At 66.5% G+C, this 16,096-nt stretch carries 12 protein-coding genes; 4 read left to right on the forward strand and 8 right to left on the reverse strand.

Annotation, left to right across the window (positions count from 1 at the left end):
• The first annotated feature begins 10 nt into the window (after positions 1–10).
• Both AC3WP6_RS07225 and AC3WP6_RS07230 read left to right on the forward strand, forming a co-directional pair.
• On the forward strand, positions 11–1,372 hold the full coding sequence (locus tag AC3WP6_RS07225; protein ID WP_492627104.1) for an amino acid permease: 1,362 nt from the start codon (positions 11–13) through the stop codon (positions 1,370–1,372).
• A gap of 291 nt (positions 1,373–1,663) precedes the next feature.
• A complete protein-coding gene (locus AC3WP6_RS07230; RefSeq protein ID WP_492627105.1) occupies positions 1,664–4,309 on the forward strand; it encodes a M1 family metallopeptidase in 2,646 nt (881 codons plus the stop codon).
• Positions 4,310–4,414: 105 nt separating this feature from the next.
• Here the strand turns inward: AC3WP6_RS07230 and AC3WP6_RS07235 are convergent, their stop codons facing one another.
• The 6 genes from AC3WP6_RS07235 to AC3WP6_RS07260 all read right to left on the reverse strand — a co-directional run bounded on the left by AC3WP6_RS07235 (position 4,415) and on the right by AC3WP6_RS07260 (position 10,560).
• Positions 4,415–5,581 (reverse strand): MalY/PatB family protein, encoded by a 1,167-nt coding sequence (locus tag AC3WP6_RS07235; protein WP_492627106.1) that lies wholly within the window; start codon positions 5,579–5,581, stop codon positions 4,415–4,417.
• 71 nt (positions 5,582–5,652) lie between these two features.
• On the reverse strand, positions 5,653–7,785 hold the full coding sequence (ovoA, locus tag AC3WP6_RS07240; RefSeq protein ID WP_492627107.1) for a 5-histidylcysteine sulfoxide synthase: 2,133 nt from the start codon (positions 7,783–7,785) through the stop codon (positions 5,653–5,655).
• A 55-nt stretch (positions 7,786–7,840) separates the two neighbouring features.
• The gene (locus tag AC3WP6_RS07245; protein ID WP_492627108.1) at positions 7,841–8,509 is read right to left on the reverse strand and encodes a thiopurine S-methyltransferase; all 669 of its coding nucleotides are present in this window, start codon (positions 8,507–8,509) and stop codon (positions 7,841–7,843) included.
• A 161-nt stretch (positions 8,510–8,670) separates the two neighbouring features.
• Positions 8,671–9,372 (reverse strand): pirin family protein, encoded by a 702-nt coding sequence (locus AC3WP6_RS07250; RefSeq protein WP_492627109.1) that lies wholly within the window; start codon positions 9,370–9,372, stop codon positions 8,671–8,673.
• A 99-nt stretch (positions 9,373–9,471) separates the two neighbouring features.
• Complete coding sequence (locus AC3WP6_RS07255) at positions 9,472–9,954, reverse strand: hypothetical protein (RefSeq protein WP_492627110.1); 483 nt, start codon at positions 9,952–9,954, stop codon at positions 9,472–9,474.
• 39 nt (positions 9,955–9,993) lie between these two features.
• Positions 9,994–10,560 carry a flavodoxin domain-containing protein gene (locus AC3WP6_RS07260; RefSeq protein WP_492627111.1) on the reverse strand — a complete coding sequence of 189 codons (567 nt, stop codon included), beginning with the start codon at positions 10,558–10,560 and terminating at the stop codon, positions 9,994–9,996.
• 193 nt (positions 10,561–10,753) lie between these two features.
• Between AC3WP6_RS07260 and AC3WP6_RS07265 the strand changes: the two genes are divergently transcribed.
• Together AC3WP6_RS07265 and AC3WP6_RS07270 are read left to right on the forward strand one after the other, a co-directional pair.
• Positions 10,754–11,017, forward strand: a complete 264-nt coding sequence (locus tag AC3WP6_RS07265) for a DksA/TraR family C4-type zinc finger protein (protein ID WP_492627112.1) — start codon at positions 10,754–10,756, stop codon at positions 11,015–11,017.
• 87 nt (positions 11,018–11,104) lie between these two features.
• The gene (locus AC3WP6_RS07270) at positions 11,105–12,259 is read left to right on the forward strand and encodes a hypothetical protein (protein WP_492627113.1); all 1,155 of its coding nucleotides are present in this window, start codon (positions 11,105–11,107) and stop codon (positions 12,257–12,259) included.
• Between the two features lie 18 nt (positions 12,260–12,277).
• Here the strand turns inward: AC3WP6_RS07270 and parE are convergent, their stop codons facing one another.
• Entirely contained in the window at positions 12,278–14,167 is a 1,890-nt protein-coding gene (parE, locus tag AC3WP6_RS07275; protein WP_492627114.1) for a DNA topoisomerase IV subunit B, read from the reverse strand.
• A 37-nt stretch (positions 14,168–14,204) separates the two neighbouring features.
• Positions 14,205–16,004, reverse strand: coding sequence for an aminopeptidase P family protein (locus AC3WP6_RS07280; protein ID WP_492627115.1), 1,800 nt, complete (start codon positions 16,002–16,004; stop codon positions 14,205–14,207).
• Positions 16,005–16,096 lie beyond the last annotated feature (92 nt).

Genomic DNA, 16,096 nt, shown 5'->3' on the forward strand with positions numbered 1-16,096 from the left:
GGGGAATGGCATGAATCAAGATCTGCAGCGTCAGCTGACGCCGCGCCACATCACTTTCATGGCGCTGGGCATGTGCATCGGCGCTGGCTTGTTCCTCGGCTCGGGCACCGCGATCCAACTGGCCGGGCCGTCGCTGCTGTTCGGCTATGTATTCGGCGGCACGATGATTTTCATCATCATGCGCGCGCTCGGCGAAATGGCTGCCGAGGAACCGGTGGCAGGCTCGTTTGGCGCGTATGCGCACAAATACCTCGGCCCGCTGGCCGGATACCTCACCGGGTGGAACTACTGGATCTTGATGATGGGCGTCGGCATTGCCGAGAGCACGGCGGTGGGCGTGTACATGAAAGCCTGGTACCCGGAGGTGCCGCAGTGGATCTGGGCGTTTGCCAGCGTGAGCATGATCGGCGCGCTGAACCTGCTGGCGGTGAAGGTGTACGGCGAGCTGGAGTTCTGGTTCTCGCTGATCAAGGTGCTGACCGTGGTGGGAATGATCCTGGGCGGCTTTGCGCTGATCTGGCTGGGCTGGGGCAATGGCGGCAAGCCGCTGGGGCTCGCGAACCTGTGGTCGCATGGCGGCTGGTTTCCACACGGGGTGACCGGCATGGTGCTGGCGCTGCCGGTGCTGGTGTTTTCCTTTGGCGGCATCGAAACCATTGGCATGGCGGCGGCCGAGGCGGCTGAGCCGAAGCGCACGATTCCGCGCGCGGTCAACTCGGTGATCTGGCGCATCCTCATTTTCTACATCGGCTCGCTGTTCGTGATCATGGCGATCTATCCGTGGAACGAGCTGGATGCGCACAGCAGCCCGTTCGTCACCACCTTCGCCAAGCTCGGTATTCCGCAGGCGGCGGGGCTGATCAATTTCGTGGTGATCACCGCCGCGCTGTCGAGCTTCAACTCCACCACTTTCAGTGGCAGCCGCATGCTGCACAGCCTGGCGATCAAGGGCCAGGCGCCGGCGGCGTTGCGGCGCACGAATGGCTCCGGCGTGCCGTTGCGCGGGGTGCTGGTGACGATGGCGTTCCTGTTGCTTGGCGTGTTGATGAACTACCTCGTGCCGCAGCGCATCTTCGGCATGATGATGTCGATCCTTGCGTTCAACACGGTGTGGACCTGGGGCATGGTGCTGGTGGCGCACTGGCGCTTTCGCCGGCTGCAGGCACAGCCGTTGGCTTTCCGCCTGCGCGTGTGGCCGCTGTCCAGCGCGGTATGCCTCGCGTTCCTGCTGTTCGTGTGGGTGATGCTCGGCTACAGCCCGGACACACGCGTGGCGATCTACGTGGGTATCGCATGGATTGCGCTGCTGGTGGCGGCGTATTACGGCTTCGGCGTCGAACGGCGCATGGGGCGCATGGGCGCCGAGGCTTGAACACCGTGACTTGTGAGTTTTTTGCTTCACTGCACGTCGCAAGCGCACCACGATTCAGGCGGCAAATCAAGCATATGGCGAGTTTCTGCCAGAACAGGCGAATCTGTCGATTCGCCTGGACGTGCCTATTCGGCGTTTGAAAAACTCACAAGCCAGGTTTCCTCGCCGAAGCGTGACTTCCGGCGGTGTCGCGGCGGCGCGGCCGGCGCAAGCATGCCGCTATGTCCGGTTTCGCCGCCGTTGCCAGTGCCCGGTCGGGCGCTGCGGCCATCCCCTGTCGAGAGAACTTCCATGCGCAAGATGCTTGTTGCCGCTATCACCCTGGCGCTCGCTTTGCCCGCCGGCACCGTCCTGGCGGCGCCAGCTGCGGCGCCTGCCACGGCTGCGGCCGAAACACCGACCCAGTTGCCGCGTGGCGTGATGCCCACGCACTACGCAGTGAGCATCGTGCCGCATGTGGATAAGCTGACTTTCGACGGCCATGTCGTGATCGACGTGACCGTGGCGACGCCGACTTCCCGCATCACCCTGAATGCGCTCGGCATGACTTTCTCGTCGGCCACCCTCGCGCCGGCCGCCGGCGGCAAGGCGCTTCCGGCGAAGGCCACGGTGGACGCAGCCAACCAGACCGCACGCTTCACGTTCGCCAAGCCGGTGACCGCGGGCAAGTACCGGTTGACGCTGGACTACACCGGCAAGATCGGCACCCAGGCCAACGGCCTGTTCGCGATCAATTACCCGACCGCCAACGGCCAGCGGCGCGCGCTGTTCACTCAGTTCGAGAACTCCGACGCGCGGCGTTTCATTCCTTCGTGGGATGAGCCCGCGTACAAGGCCACGTTCGACCTGACCGTGACCGCGCCAAAGGGCGAGATGGCGGTGAGCAACATGCCCATCGCCAGCACCGCAGATCTCGGCCACGGCCTGGCACGCGTCAAGTTCGAAACCACGCCGAAAATGTCCACCTATCTGCTGTTCTTCGGCCTGGGCGATTTCGAGCGCACCACGACCGAATCCGATGGCACCCAGATCGGCGTGGTGGCGCAAAAGGGCAAGGCCGCGCAGGCCGGGTTCGTGCTCGACTCGGCGAAGACCATCCTGCACGACTACAACGATTACTTCGGCATCAGGTACCCGCTGCCCAAGCTGGACAACATCGCCGCGCCGGGCAGCAGCCAGTTCTTTTCGGCGATGGAAAACTGGGGTGCCATCTTCACCTTCGAGTACGCGATGCTGCTCGACCCGGCGTACTCCACCCAGGGCGACCGCATGAACGTGTTCAACACCGCGGCGCACGAGATGGCGCACCAGTGGTTCGGCGATCTGGTGACCATGCGCTGGTGGGACGATCTGTGGCTCAACGAGGGCTTCGCCTCGTGGATGGCCGAGCGCGAAACCGAAAAGGTGCACCCGGAGTGGAACACCGTGCTCGAGACCGTCCGCGTGCGCGAGGGGGCGATGGGGCGCGATGCCATCGCCACCACGCACCCGATCGTGCAGAAGATCGCCACGGTGGAGGAGGCCAGCCAGGCGTTTGACACCATCACCTACGCCAAGGGCGAGGCGGTGATCCGCATGCTGGAGGCCTACGTGGGCGACGCGGCGTGGCGGCAGGGCGTGCACGATTACCTGGCCGCGCATGCCTACGGCAACACGGTGTCGGACGACCTCTGGCACGCGATGGACAAGGTCGCCGGCGGCAAGCCGATCACCCAGGTTGCCCACGATTTCACCCTGCAACCCGGCGTGCCGCTGATCAATGTCACGGCCGCCACCTGCCGCGACAACCGGAGCACCGTGAGCCTCACGCAGGGCGAATTCAGCCGCGACCAGCCGCACAAGACGCCGCTGCGCTGGCATGTGCCGGTGATCGCGCAGGTGGTCGGCCAGCCGGCAACGAGCACGCTGATCGACGGCAGCGCCAGCGTGACGCTTGCCGGCTGTGGCCCGGTGCTGGTCAACGCCGGGCAGAGCGGCTACTACCGCACGTTGTACGCGCCGACTCTGCGGGCGTCGCTGGCGAAGGATTTCACCCGCCTGGCGCCGATCGACCAGCTCGGCCTGCTCGGCGACAGCTGGGCCGAAGGTATGGCCGGACTGGAGCCGGTGTCCGATTTCCTCGATCTCGCCCACGCGGTGCCTGCCGACGCCAGCCCGGAGCTGTGGTCGCGCGTGGCCGGCAGCCTGGTCGGGCTGGATGCGTACTACCGCGGCGACAAGCCGCGGCAGACGCGCTTCCGCGCTTACGCTGTCAAACAGTTGCGCCCCGAGTTCGACCGCATCGGCTGGGTGCCCAAGCCGAACGAAAGTACTTCAGCCACGCTCCTGCGCACCCAACTCATCGGCGCACTCGCGCAACTGGGCGACGCGCGGATGCTGGCCGACGTACGCCAGCGCTTCGCCGCCGCCAAGACCAATCCCAAGGCGCTGCCGGCCGCACTGCGCCAGAGCGTCTACATGATTGTCGCCGAGCATGCCGACACCAAGGCCTGGGACGAGCTGCACGCCCAGGCCAAGGCCGAGAAGACGCCGATGATCAAGGATCGGCTGTATCGCCTGCTGGGGATTGCCGACGACCAGGCGTTGGCCGAGCGTGCGCTGGCACTGGCCCTGACCGACGAACCGGGCGCCACCAACAGCGCCGGCATGATCAGCGCCGTGGCCTGGCATTTCCCGGATCTGGCGTGGAACTTCGCCATGGCCCATCGCGAGCAGGTCGCCAAACTGGTGGATTCCAGCGCCAGCAGCCAGTTTTATCCGCGGCTGGCCAGCGCCTCGTTCGATCCGTCCATGATCGACAAGGTCAAGGCCTACGCGGCCAGCCTGCCGGCTTCCGCCCGCCGCCCGGCCGAAACCGCCATCGCCAACATCGAGTACCGCATGATGATCCGCAAGGACCGCTTGCCGGCGGTGGATGCGTGGCTGGCGAAACATTGATCGGCACGTGCGACTGAAGGCGTCCGCCTGACGCCTCGTGTGCAGGCGGAAGTCATTGGGGTGATTCGGGGGGATTGGGGAGTCATCCCGAATCCCCCCAACGCATCACGCCGACTTCAGTGCCGCCGCGATGCGATCCAGCGCCGTCTCGACCATCTTGCGCGGCGCGCCGAAGTTGAAGCGCATGAACCCGCTGCCGCCCTGGCCGTAGTCGGCACCTGGGTTGAGGCCGAGGCCGCAATGCGTGATGAAGAAGTCGCGCAGTTCGGCGTCGGTCTTGCGCAAGGCGCGGCAATCCAACCAGGCGAGGTAGCTGGCTTGGGGTGGCACTGCGTGGATGGCGTTGCTGGCGGGCAGCCGTGCGATCAGGAGATCGCGTGTGGCGCCCAGATACGTTTGAAGTGCATCCACCCACGCGTCGCCTCCGCGCCATGCGGCTTCGGCGGCGGCGACGGCGAAGGGGTTGGCGCCTACGAGGTGCAGGGCTTCGAGCTGGTGGGCGACGGCCGCGCGCAGTTCGGGGTTGGCGGTGGCCAGCACGGCAAGGCCGAGGCCTTGCAGGTTGAAGGTCTTGCTCGGCGACAGCAGGGTAATGACGCGATCTTGCGCGGTCGCCAGCGCGGCCAGCGGCTGGTGCACGTGGCCGGGCAGGGCGAGGTCGCCGTGCACCTCGTCGCTGATGACCGTGATGCCGTATTGGCGGGCGATGCGCAGCAGTTCGGTCAGCTCGTCGCGCGACCACGCGCGGCCGACCGGGTTGTGAGGATTGCACAGCATCAGAGTGCGGGCGCCGGCGCGTGCGCATTGTTCGAGCTGCGCGAAATCCATCGTGTAGTGCCCGGCTTCCTCGTGCAGTTGGTTGTCGACCGGCTGGCGTCTGCACGCGAGCGCCGCCTCGACAAAACCGCCGTAGACCGGCGGCTGCACGATCACGCCGTCACCTGCTTGCGTGCAGGCCTGCAGGGCGGCGGAGAGTGCGGCCAGCACGCCGTTGGCGGGCAGCAGCCAGTCGGTTTCGACCTGCCAGTGATGGCGGCGTGCGCACCAGCCGACCAGCGCGTCCAGCATGCCGGCGGGCCAGGTGGTGTAGCCGTAGATGGGGTGTTGCGCGCGGGGGATGAGCGCTTGGGTGACGCACTCCGGCGCGGCGAAATCCATGTCGGCGATCCATAGCGGCGCTACGTCGGCGCGGCCGAATTTTTGCGCGCGCAAGTCATATTTCAGCGCGTGGGTACCGGCGCGATCCACCGGCTGGTCGAAATCGAAGCTCATCGTGTCTCCCAATGCAAAACCGGGGCAACGCGAACGTTGCCCCGGTACGGATGCAGCCTTTCAACGACAGCTTACGAGCGCCGCCGCCAGAACGTCACTTCCGACAGCGTGTGCTGGAACTTGCGCCGCGTCTCGCGGATCACGAACGGCACCGACTGCGGCTCGCCCAGGCGCTCGAAGTGCTTGCCCAGCACCGCGTCCAGGCCATCGAGCGTGGTGAAGCTCTCGCCATCCTTCTTGAACCCGCCGAGCCAATCCGCGCGTGGCGTGTGTTCGGCCAGCCAGGTGTAGGGCGAGGTGATCATCAAGAGGCCGCCAATGTTCATCCGCTCGTGGATGGTTTCGAGGAACTGCGTGGGGTTGTACAGGCGGTCGATCAGGTTGGCGGCCAGCACGAAGTCGTACTCGGCAAACGTGGGCTTCAGGTTGCACGCGTCGCCCTGCCAGAACTCGACCTTGGCCGCCGTGCGGGCCAGCCCGAGCTCGTCGAGGTTGTGCGATTTGTACTCGACCAGCTCGCCTTCGTCGTGCAGCAGATACCGCAGGCTGTCGCCACGCGCCAGCGCCACGCCCTGACCAATGAAGCGCGCGGAGAAATCGACGCCGGTGACGTGGTCGAAATGCCGCGCCAGCTCGAACGTGGCGCGGCCCGACGCGCAACCCAGGTCGAGCGCGGTATGCCGCGGCGTGTCGCCCAGCTTGGTCAGCGCCAGCTCCACCAGCGCCTTGGAGAAGTTCGGCACCCCGAAGTAGGTGTCGCCATAGTGGAACTCGGCGTACTCGGAGAGCAGCTTGTCGGTTTCGTAGTGCGAGGCCGGCGCCGGCTTCATATTCTTCGACACCACGTAGCGGAAGCCCGCGTGCTGGAAGAAGTGCCGGCGGAACGCGTAGCGCGATACCGGCTCGGCCTCGTTGCCGGTGGCGATCCACGAGCCGCCCTTCATCAGGTTGTGGCGACCGTCGAAGCACGGCGTGGTGAAGTCGTCGTACACCGGGTGCACCTGGAAGCCCTCGAATGGATAGATCGGGGTTTCCGTCCATTGCCAGGCGTTGCCGGTGACATCGTAGAAATCACCCTGGCGGAAATGATCGACCGGGCACGACGAGGCCCAGTGCGCGAGGTTGATGTTGGCGTCGGGCGCGTCGTTGCCGCGCCGGCTTTCGTCGTACAGGCGATACCACTCGTCCTCGGTCGGCAGCCGCACCGGCTGGCCGTCGCGCGCGGATTTCCAGCGGCAGAACGCCTTGGCCTCGTGGTAGTTCACTTCCACCGGCCAGTTCCACGGCATCGCCACTTCCTCGGTCATCAGCCGCAGGCGCCAGCCGTCGGCGGCGCGCCGCCAAAACGTTGGGTGGGTGGCCTTGGCGAACTGTCGCCAGCCGTTGCCTTCCTCGTCCCAGTACTCGGCCAGCGTGTAGCCGCCGGCCTCGACGAAGGCGAGGAACTCCTGGTTGCTGACCAGGTAGCGCCCGGCCTCGAATGCCGGCACCTCGGCCTCGTGGTGGCCATACTCGTTGTCCCAGCCGTACAGCGCGCTGGTGATGTCGCGACCGAGCGCGACGTGGCCCGCTTCGACCTTGACCAGCGCATTGGCCGGCGCCGGACCGGTGTCGCGACAGGGTTTCCAGGCCGGGTCGGACTTGACGTACTTGAGCTGGTGCTGGCGGATCAGCACCGAGGAGGTTTCGATGTGGATGCGCTCGTGCTCGATGCCCATGATGATCGGCCACCACGGGTTGTCCCAGCCCAGCGGCAGCGTGAGCGGTGCGGTATCGATCAGGTGGGTGACCAGCGCGCGCACCTTGTTGCGGTAGGCGCGCACGTCGGCCACGCTCGGCCAGTCGTAGTGCGTGTCGTCCAGGTCGTCCCAGCTCATCTCGTCCACGCCCACCGCGAACACCGACTCCAGATGCGGGTCGATGCGCTCCTCGATCATGTGGGTGAGCAGGAGCTTGTTGACGAAGAACGTTGCGGTGTGGCCGAAGTAGAAGATCAGCGGATGGCGCAGCGTGATCGACGGCTCGTAGTACGCGGCGTCGGTGGCCAGCGTGTCGAACAGCGATTCATAGCGGTCGAAGGTGCTGGTGAAGTAGTCGCGGAGTGTCTTGCGCAGGCGCTCGGGGTCGGTCTCGTGCAGGTTCGGGCTGCGCGCCAAGGGCAGCGTGGTGGTGCCCGAATCGGTTGTCTGGGTGGAAAGTTTCACGGCAAGAACCTCGCGATCGTGAAGTGAAAAGAATGGGGGGCAGGCGCGTGCGGCGCTACGGCGAGACTGCGCGGCGCGACAGGCGATACACCGCGGTGTGGAACGCGCTGAGGCCGCGCGCGCGGAATTTCGGTTCGGACGCGAGGATGTCGCGCCGGTCGAGCACGCTGGTATCCCAGGCGTGGCCAAGCAAGGCTTCCACGTCACCTTCTTCCACCGAAAACGGCGGGCCGTCCATTTCGCGCTGCGGGTACTCGAGCGTGACCATCAGGCCGCGGCAGCCCGCCGGCAGCTTGCCGTACACCTCGTGGGCGTAGCGCTGGCGCAAATCGGCCGGCAATGCCACCACGGCGGCGCGATCGTAGACGCCGGTGCAGGAGGCCAGCGTTGCGGCGTCGAGGCCGAACACGTCGCCCTGGATGATGTCGATGCGGTCGGTGGTGTAACGCGTGCCGAACGGCGTTGCGTGGCGTTCGGGCGCCAGCCCGTGTTCGTCGAAAAACTGCTCCACTGCGATCGGCGACAGCTCCACGCCAAGCACGCGATACCCGTGCGCGACCAACCAGGCCATGTCGGGCGACTTGCCGCACAGTGGCACGAACACGCGGCTGTCGGCCGGCAAGTCGAGATCGGGCCAGTGCTTGATGAGCAGCGGCAGCGGCTCCTTGAGATGGAAACCGATGTGTCCCTCGCGCCAGCATTGCAACCAGAAATCCGCCTGCATCAATCGTGCTCCATCCGTTCCAGACATGCCGCATCACGCCATGCGACCACGATGCGCCGCGCGCAAGCTCTGATTTTCATCAAGCCCGCGCCCGGCGCCGGTCAACGCATCAATACGCCAAGACTGGTGATGAATGGATGGAAATCAAGTGCGCCGGGACGTCAGGCGGCCGCATCCACCAACACCACTTCCGCGTCGGTGGTGGCGACCACGCGCACGCCGGGCTCATCGTGGAGCGCAGCGCCATCGCCGGCATCGATGGTGACCGCGTTCACCGTGGCCTTGCCACGCGCCGGTACGAGGTACGCATAGCGCCCCGTGGCCAACGGGTACTCTACCGTTTCACCGGCGCGCAGGGTCGCGCCCAGCACGCGGGCGTTGGTGCGCAGCGGCAAGGCATCGGCGTCCCCGGCCATGCCGCTGGCCAAGACCACGAAGCGACCCGCGCGATCGCCCTTGGGGAACGGCCGCGTGCCCCACGTCGGCGCCTCGCCGTGCGTATCGGGCATGATCCAGATCTGGAAGATGCGCGTGGGCACGTCCTCGCGGTTGTATTCCGCGTGCCGGATGCCGGTGCCCGCGCTCATCACCTGCACGTCGCCTGCCACCGTGCGTCCATGGTTGCCGAGGCTGTCCTGGTGGGTGATGGCGCCTTCGCGCACGTAGGTGATGATCTCCATGTCCGCGTGCGGGTGCGGCGGGAAACCCGTGTTCGGCGCGATGGTGTCGTCGTTCCACACGCGCAGCGAACCCCAATGCATGCGCATCGGGTCGTGGTAATCGGCAAAGGAGAAATGATGCCTGGTGTCGAGCCAGCCGTGGTTGCCGCCGCCGAGCAGGTTGAAGGGTCTGCGTTCGATCATGTGGCCATCCCCAATGGAAGATGGCCGCCAGCATGCGCGGGAGTGCGGCGCAGCGGAAGCGCCGCGGGGCGAACGGACCGTTTCCGCCCGCGCTCCCAACTAGACGCGCAGGCCGCCCAGTGACAGCGCCAGCCCGACGCAGGCGCCGGCGCACACCACCACCAGCACTGTGCGGAACGCATGCAGCAGCAAACCCGCCTTGCCGCCGCGCACGCCGAGATAGAACGCCACCAGCGAGGCAATGAACAGCGCCGTGCCGACGGTGACGCACAGCGGCTGCGTGCGCAGCGTGCCGACGATCACGCCCAGATTGCCCAGATTGAACAGCCACCATTCACCGGCACGCCAGCGTGCCGATGGCAGGTGTTCGGGCAACAGCCCCTGGCCTAGCGCCAGCACCATTTGCGCCACACCGGTGACCAACACCAGGAACGCCACCATCCACACCAGCGGCTGGGTGGGCGCGCGGGCAATCACTGCAGCGATCAGCCCGCCCGCGATGAGCGCCGATACCGCCGCAAGCGCGAACCAGCGAATGGCGTGCAGGCGCTCGCGCAGCGCCGCGGGAAGGTCGATATGCATCGGTTTCAGTTCCGCCGAAGGGTGCGGCTGGTCATTGTTTCACGGCGTGATCGGACTGGCGGCCGCTGCGACTTTGGGTACCAGTGCGGCAACTTGGGCATGCCAGCGATCCAGCGCGTCACCGTCTTCGTCGTCCACCTCGATGCATGGAAACCACGGCTTGGCGCCACAGGCGCGCAGCCATTCATCGAGCGCGTGACCGAAGCCGCAGAAGTGGTCGTAGGCGCGGTCGCCCAGCGCGAGCAAACCGTATTGCAGGTGTTCCAGCGGCGCTGGATCGATCATGCGCTCTTCGGCAAAGGCCTCGGCCATGTCGGGTGGATCGCCATCGCAGGTGGTGCTGGTGAGGAACAGCGCCTGCGGCGTGGCGGCGAGCTTCTCGATGTCGAGGTCGTTGAGCTCGACCAGTTCGGTCTCGATGCCGGCCGCCAGCAGCTGCTCATGAGTGGCGTTGGCGAGATCCTCGGTAACCCCGGTTTGCGTCGCATAGGCCAGCAACACCGGGCTCGGGGCAAAGTGGGCGGCAGCGACGGCCGGCACGGCGTTGGCATCGCGCTGGATGCTCGATTCGCCGATCAGCGCTTTGACCCAGTTGAGTTGAAACATGCCCATGACGTCGTGTGTGAGTGGCGGCGGCACCTGCGAAGCGATGCGTTGCAGGCAATTCAGCCGTCCATCTTAAGGCCAGGCGGGCGGCGTTTGGTGATATGGGTCAGCGGCGACCGGAATCAACCGACGATGGAAATCTACGCATACTGGCCACATAGTTGCCAACAGCAAGGTTGTGGCGGAGGTTTTCATGGCTACCGGCTGGGCCGGCGATGGCGCCGTGCAGGATCAAATCGATGCCACCGTGGCCGACGGCGTGCAGCGCGCACGTCGGCAGATCGCGCGCGGGCCGGGGCGCTTGCGCTGCGAAGAGTGCGACGCACCGATTCCCGAGGCGCGGCGCCAGGCGGTGCCGGGCGTGCGCCTGTGCGTGGCCTGCCAGGAGGCGCGCGACGCGGAACACGCAGCCAACCTCTACAACCGGCGCGGCAGCAAGGACAGCCAGTTGCGTTGAGGCGAAGCGTGCGATTTGCCGGCGTATTCAGGCAACGCTGGCGTGCATGCGGGACACTCATGGTTTTCGTCCGTACCGGAACCCCTCTTGCCCGAGTCCCCGCACCCGCATTTCCGCTGGCGCCATGCGCTGGCCCTCGCGCTGGCCGGCGCATGTCCGGCCGCGCTCGCTGCCAGTCCGGCGGCCGTCACCATCCATGTGCGCAGCGATCGCATGACGCTGCAATTGGCCAAGGCGCCGCAAATCTATGTCGCCGGCACCTTCAACGACGATGCCGTGGACCAGATCGGCGCGCTGCTGGCATCGGGCAAGGTATCCGCCGGTTCGGACGTCTATCTGGATTCCACCGCGGGCGACATCAGCGCCGGCATGGAGCTGGGCCGGCTGTTTCGCCAGGCCCGGGTCAATACCCACGTCGGGGCCTGGCGCGCATCGAATCGACGTACGCAGCCGGCGCTGCCAGCCACCTGCCTGGATGCGTGTGCCTATGCCTACCTGGGCGGCGTGTATCGCTGGGCACCGAGCGGGCGTGACCGTATCGGCCTGCATGATGATGCGTTGCCGGATGCGGCAACGACGGTAACCGGCGAACCCAGTCCGAAGGGCCGGCTCGATTACCTGGAGGCGATGGATGTGCGCGCCGAGTGGTTCGCGCACGTGTTGACCGCGTCCGACCACGGCACCGTGTGGTGGGATGCCAACGAAATGGCCCCGTGGCTGGTGGCCAACAACGGCCGGCAGGCATTGGAAGCCACCTACCACCCCTCGCCCGCCAGCCCGGAGCTGGTGCTCTCGCAGACGGTCAAGGGCGGCCAGAACCGCATCACCCTGCAGTGCGCGCCGCAGCAAGTGGCGGTGACTGCGCATTACAGCGTTGGTTACCAGCAGGCTACGCATGTGGCGGCGCGGGCCATGTATGCCTATTTCGAGATCGACCGGCAGGCGCTGGAGAAGCGTGCGGGGGCGCTGCCGCAGGTCGATGGCAGCGCGCTGGTGTTCACTCGCGAGCTGCCGTTTGCGGAGCTGGCGACGTTGCTGCACACACTGTCGTTCGGGGCCTGGATCGAAGTGACCGGCAGCCCGGTACGGCTCGGCTTCCAGCTTTCCCCTGCGGTGGCCGCGGCGCGCACGGCGCCGTTTCTTGCCGATTGCGCCGCCATGCAGCCGGGTTACCAGCCGCCGCCTGCCGATGAGCCGGCCAAGCCGTCGTTCTGGGACCGCCTGTTCGGCCGCGTTTCCTGAAGTCCGGGGCGGGAGCGGTCACACCTCCAGGGTGGCAAGGTCGCCTTTCTCTTCGAGCCAGGTCTTGCGGTCGCCGGAGCGCTTTTTCGCCAGCAGCAGATCCATCACCTTGGCGGTGCCATCGTCGGCTTCGATCGTGAGTTGCACGAGGCGGCGGGTATCCGGGTGGATGGTCGATTCACGCAGCTGCGGCGGATTCATTTCGCCCAGCCCCTTGAAGCGGGTGACGGTGACCGCGCCGCGCATTTTTTCGCGCTCCACCTTTTGCAGCATGGCCTGCTTTTCCGCTTCGTCCAGGCAGTAGAACACCTGCTTGCCGACGTCGACGCGGAACAGCGGCGGCATTGCCACGAACACGTGGCCCTCGCTCACCAAGTGCGGGAAGTGGCGCAGGAACAGCGCGCTGAGCAAGGTGGCGATGTGCAGGCCGTCGGAGTCGGCATCGGCCAGCACGATGATCTTGCCGTAGCGCAGGCCGGACAGGTCGTCGGTGCCGGGATCGCAACCAATCGCCACCGCGAGGTTGTGTACCTCTTCGGAGGCGAGCACCGAGTTGGATTCCACCTCCCAGGTGTTGAGGATCTTGCCGCGCAGCGGCAGGATCGCCTGGAACTCCTTGTCGCGCGCCTGCTTGGCGCTGCCGCCGGCGGAGTCGCCTTCGACCAGGAACAGCTCGGTGCGCGCCAGATCGGTCGACGTGCAGTCGGCGAGCTTGCCGGGCAGGGCAGGGCCCTGGGTGATCTTCTTGCGCACCACGTGCTTGGCGGCCTTGAGCCGCGCGGTCGCGCGTTCGATCGCCAGCTGCGCAATGCGCTCGCCGTCGTCCACGTTCTGGTTGAGCCACAGGCTGAAGACGTCGTGGATGACGTTCTCGACCATCGCCGCGGCGTGGCGTGACGACAAACGCTCTTTCGTCTGTCCGGCAAACTGCGGGTCGAGCAGGCGCGCGCTGAGCACGAAGCAGATGCGCTCCCAGATGTCCTCGGGCGCGAGCTTCACGCCGCGCGGCAAGAGGTTGCGGATGTCGCAGAACTCGCGGATGGCGTTGGTCAACCCGGAGCGCAGGCCGTTGACGTGGGTGCCGCCTTGCAAAGTGGGGATCAGGTTGACGTAGCTTTCCTGCACCAGCTCGCCTTCCGGCAGCCAGGCGAGCGCCACGTCCATGCCCTCGGTGTCGCGCGCCACGTGGTGCACGAAGAGATCGGCCGGAATCGCCGTGCTGCCGTCCAGCTCGCCGCGCAGGTAATCCTTGAGGCCATCCTCGTAAAACCATTCCTCATGCTCGCCGCTGGCCTCGTCGGTGAGCTTCACCGTGAGCCCCGCGCACAGCACGGCCTTGGCGCGCAGCAGGTGCTTGAGCTTGCCGAGCGAGATCTTCGGCGAATCGAAATACTTGGGGTCGGCCCAGAAGCGCACCGTGGTGCCGGTCTTGCGCTTGGGCGCCGAACCGATAATTTCCAGCTCGCTGGCGCGGTCGCCGTTTTCGAACGCCATGCGGTATTCGTTGCCGTCGCGCTGGATGGTCACTTCCAGCCGTTGCGACAGCGCGTTCACCACCGACACGCCGACACCGTGCAGGCCGCCGGAAAAGTTGTAGTTCTTGCCGCTGAACTTGCCGCCCGCATGCAGCCGGGTGAGGATCAATTCGACGCCGGGGATGTGCTCCTCCGGGTGGATGTCCACCGGCATGCCGCGGCCATCGTCGCTCACTTCGGCGGAACCGTCGGTGTGCAACACGACCTCGATCGTCTTCGCATAACCGGCGAGCGCTTCGTCGACCGAGTTGTCGACCACCTCCTGCACCATGTGGTTGGGGCGGGTGGTGTCGGTGTACATGCCCGGCCGGCGCTTGACCGGGTCGAGACCAGAGAGAACTTCAATATCGGCGGCGTTGTAGCGGCTGCTCATGCTGGATGCTTCGATTCCAAAAGGGACGCAGGAAGGTTTACAGCGGGGCGCAATGCCATTCGAGCCAGGCCAGGTCGGCGCCGGTCAGGAGCGGCGCGAGCGCGGCGCGCACGGTGGCGTGGTAGTCGTCGAGCCACCCGCGCTCATCGGGGCTGAGCAGGGACGGCTCGAGGATGCGGCGGTCGAACGGGCACATCGTCAGCGTTTCGAAGGCGAGGAAATCGCCGAACTCGGTATGGTCGGCGGCCACCACTACGGCAAGGTTTTCATGCCGGATGCCGTGCCGGCCCGGCTTGTACAGGCCCGGCTCGATCGAGGTGATCATGCCCGCCTCGAGTGGCACCAGCGGTGCACCTTCCACCGGAGGGCGGATCGACTGCGGGCCTTCGTGCACGTTCAAGAAATAGCCCACGCCATGGCCGGTGCCGTGGCCGTAATTGCAGCCGCTGGCCCACAGCGGCGCACGTGCGAGCGCATCGAGCTGCGGGCCGCTGGCGCCCTGCGGAAACCGCGCACGGCTCAGGTTGATCATGCCCTTGAGCACCAGCGTGGCGTCGCGGCGCTGCTCGGGCGTAGTGTCGCCCATGGCCAGTACGCGGGTGATGTCGGTGGTGCCGCCGAGATACTGGCCGCCCGAATCGATCAGCAGCAGGCCCCTGGCTTGCAGCGCCGTGTGCAGCTCGGGTGTGGCACGGTAGTGCGGCAGGGCGCCGTTGGCCTGGTAACCGGCAATCGTCTCGAAGCTTTCACTGACGAATTCGGGTTGCGCGGCACGTGCGGCGTGCACGATGCGATCCACGTCCAGCTCGGTGAGCGCTTCGCCGGCCACGAGTCGGGCTTCGATGTCGCGGAACGCATGGGCCAGCGCGGCGCCATCGCGACGCATCACTTCGCGCACGTGGTCGAGCTCGGTGGCGGTTTTCACTGCCTTGAACGCAGTGCTCGGGTTGGCTGCCTCGACCCGTTTGGTCTGGGCCGGGATGCTGTTGCTCACCGTGCAGACCACGTGCGCCGGGTCGTACAGCAGGGTGGCACCGGCGCCCAGCTGCGCGACGGCACGGGTCACTTCGGCGTAGCCGGCCACGTTGATGCCATCGGCGGAGAGCGCCGCGAGCAGGGCATCGTCAAACTTCATGCGTTCGGCGAACAAGACGCTCGGCCCGTCGCTGGCGACCAGCAGATGGGCGAGAAATACCGGGTTGCAGTCGACATCGCTGCCGCGCAGGTTGGTGAGCCAGGCGATGTCGTCGAGGCTGGAAACCAGATGGTGGGTGACCCCGTTGGCGCGCATCAGGGTGCGCAGGCGGTCGAGCTTTTCCGCCCGCGGCGTGCCGGCATGCGCCGGGTCAAGCTCGAACACCGGCTGCGACGGCAAGGGCGGACGCCCGGTCCAGGCCATGCCGGGCAGGTCGAGGTCGGTGCGGATGCGCACGCCGTGGCGCACGAAGTGCGCGTCCATGTTGCGCAACGTGGCGAGCGAGACGCAGTCACCTGCCACCGCGAGCGTGTCGCCTTCGTGCAGCTGGCTGGCAAGCCAGTCAAGGTGCTCCGGCGTGTGCGGTACGCGCAGTTTCATCAGCGTGATGCCGCTGCCGGCCAGTTGCCGTTCGGCCTGCGAGAAATAGCGCGAATCGGTCCATACGCCGGCGCGGTCGGCGGTGACGATCAGGGTGCCGGCGGAGCCGTCAAACCCGGAGAACCAGGCGCGCGCCTGCCAGCGGGCAGGCAGGTATTCGGAGAGGTGCGGATCGGCGCTGGGGACGACGAGGGCGGCAATGCCATGTTCGTGCATGGCCGCGCGCAAGGCCACAATGCGCGCAGGGATCGGCGTATTCATGCGCGGCATGGTAGCAGGCAGGCCAGCAACGCCATGCCTGAAGCGTGCGCATCGGAGCGCGCCGGCGAACCTCGCCGCGTGGGCGAACTCTC

Source organism: Rhodanobacter sp. FW106-HT46G03 (assembly GCF_058789895.1).